Source organism: Ilumatobacter sp., from assembly GCF_041688325.1.
Taxonomy (GTDB): domain Bacteria; phylum Actinomycetota; class Acidimicrobiia; order Acidimicrobiales; family Ilumatobacteraceae; genus Ilumatobacter_A.
On record NZ_JBDNIJ010000183.1, the window covers coordinates 1 to 2,124 of the forward strand.

1 protein-coding gene and 1 pseudogene are annotated in these 2,124 nt (G+C 61.8%); both read left to right on the top strand.

The genetic code is table 11. The annotated features are described in order from the left end of the window. Positions 1 to 978: pseudogene (locus ACH2EI_RS11340) on the top strand (SAM-dependent methyltransferase); the annotation flags it as partial. Continuing rightward, positions 978 to 1,727 (top strand): PaeR7I family type II restriction endonuclease, encoded by a 750-nt coding sequence (locus ACH2EI_RS11345; RefSeq protein WP_395160078.1) that lies wholly within the window; start codon positions 978 to 980, stop codon positions 1,725 to 1,727. The pseudogene ACH2EI_RS11340 and the gene ACH2EI_RS11345, both read left to right, overlap by 1 nt. Positions 1,728 to 2,124: the final 397 nt, after the last annotated feature.

The window sequence follows — 2,124 nt, forward strand, 5'->3', positions numbered from 1 at the left end:
GCGTTCGAAGAACCAGTGTCGGCATACCCGGCGGTCACCGTGATCCGTCGGGCCGAGCAGTCGACAGCGGTCGTCGCCAACGCGACAAAGTCTTTCGGTGAAGCGAATGCGCCGTCGCTGACGAAGTGGGTGAACTCCCGCCGCAAGTCCGTGTCCACGAAAGCACTGTCCGCAGTGAAGCTCCCCGAATGGTTCGACTCCGAACTGTCGTGGCCGTCGGGTAACCCGGCGAACCTCGCGCTCGTCGCTGACCTCGAGCGTCGCTTTCCACCGTTGCAGGACCCGACTACTGGGACCCGCGTCGGCATCGGTGTGGCCAGTGGAGCCGATTCGGTCTACCTGACGGACGATCCGAACCTGGTCGAGCCCGATCGCCTACTCCCGCTCCTGATGACTCGCGATACGTCGACCGGCGAGGCGAAGTGGTCGGGCACCCATCTCGTCAATCCATGGCACGACGGTCGGCTCGTCAACCTCGACGACTACCCACGACTGGCGAAGTACTTCGAGTCTCGGTCCGCCGACGTTCGAGGCCGACACGTAGCTCGGAAGAATCCGGGAAGTTGGTACCGCACGATCGATCGCGTGGAGCCCGGTCTCCAGGATCGAGAGAAGTTGGTCATCCCGGAACTGAAAGCGTTCATTCAGCCGGTGTTGGATCGTGGCGAGCTGTATCCGCATCACGGTCTTTACTTCATCACGTCCGACGAGTGGGACCTCGAGGTTCTCGGCGGGCTGCTGCTCTCCGACATCGCCGAACTGTTCGTGGCCACCTACTGCGTCAAGATGCGCGGCGGCTGCTACCGCTTCCAGGCGCAATATCTTCGTCGGATTCGAGTTCCAGAGCTGGCGTCGATCGACAAGCGGGATAGGGCCGATCTCCAACGAGCGTTTGAAACGCGCAATCGCGATCTCGCAAGCAGGGTGGCACGACGCCTCTACGGCATCGAGCACGATGTGGTTGTGTCGGCAAGCTGATGGCGAACGAACTCCCTGACTACTCCGAGAAGGTCGCAGCGGCGGTTGCGTCCTATTGGGAGGTTCGCACCTCGCAAGCGCAGCGGTCGGTCGAGAGTGGAGCCGTCAACACGGGGCTTCGAGCCGAAGTCACCGGGGGACGACATCTCGACGCACTCGAGCTCTTGTTGGTCGACGTGCTCGTCGACGCCGGCATCCCCGCTTCGATGATGGAGGTCAAGCGCCGGCCGGTCCCGGGCTACTTCCGGCGCGACAAGAGCTGGGATGTTGTGGTCACCGTCGAAGGCCGGGTGCTCGTCATCATCGAGCTGAAGTCGATCGTGGGGAACAACCCCGGACAGAACTTCAACAACCGAACCGACGAGGCGCTCGGTCAAGCACTCGACGTGTGGACCGCAGTCGAGCGCGGCATCATCGACTCGCCGCTGCGTCCGTGGCTCGGGTACTTCATGTTGATCGAGGACAACGCAGCGTGGAATCGTGTGTCTGCTCCTCGGACCGCCGTCTGGCCGTCGGACCCGATCTTTAAGGACAGCAGCGCAGCAGACCGTGCAGCAATCTTCTTCGACCGCATGGTTCGTGAGCGTCTCCTCGACGCGGCCTGCGTCGTGCTCGCTGACCGATCGACAGGCGACGTTCGCTACAACCGAGACAGCCTGGCATTCCAGTCATTCGCCGCAGCAATGTTCGGTCGTTGCCTCCAGTTCAAAGCGACGAACGCCGACATCGCGTGGACTCAATCAGATTGATGGGCGTTGGACCCGGCAATTGGCCGGCGCTCGCTACCCGGTCCGTCTCGACCGGCTTGACCACGCGCCGGGTCTCTGTGAACCGCAGCTCAGTTCATCGCCGAACGGGATTACGTGGCGCAGGACTTCGTGCGATATGTCCGTGATACTGCGGCGCCACAATTGGGCGGTTCTGTGCGGGTCCGAACTTGCATCGGGATCAGGTTCTGCGATCGTCAGCGAACGCGTAGTGTCTCACAGATGACTGATGGGCCACCGCAGTCTAAAGTTTGCCGAACTCCCGGCTTCAGTGGTCAAGGCCGTAAGGAAGCCCGGTGCCGGCAACGACTCTCACGATCCTAAGTTTGCTCCTCATCGCCTTTGCTTTCCACATAAACAGCGAACGCTTCGCGAACAA

Coding starts and splice junctions, on each gene's coding strand:
- ACH2EI_RS11345 (WP_395160078.1), top strand. CDS start 978: ATGGCGAACGAACTCCCTGACTACTCCGAGAAGGTCGCAGCGGCGGTT.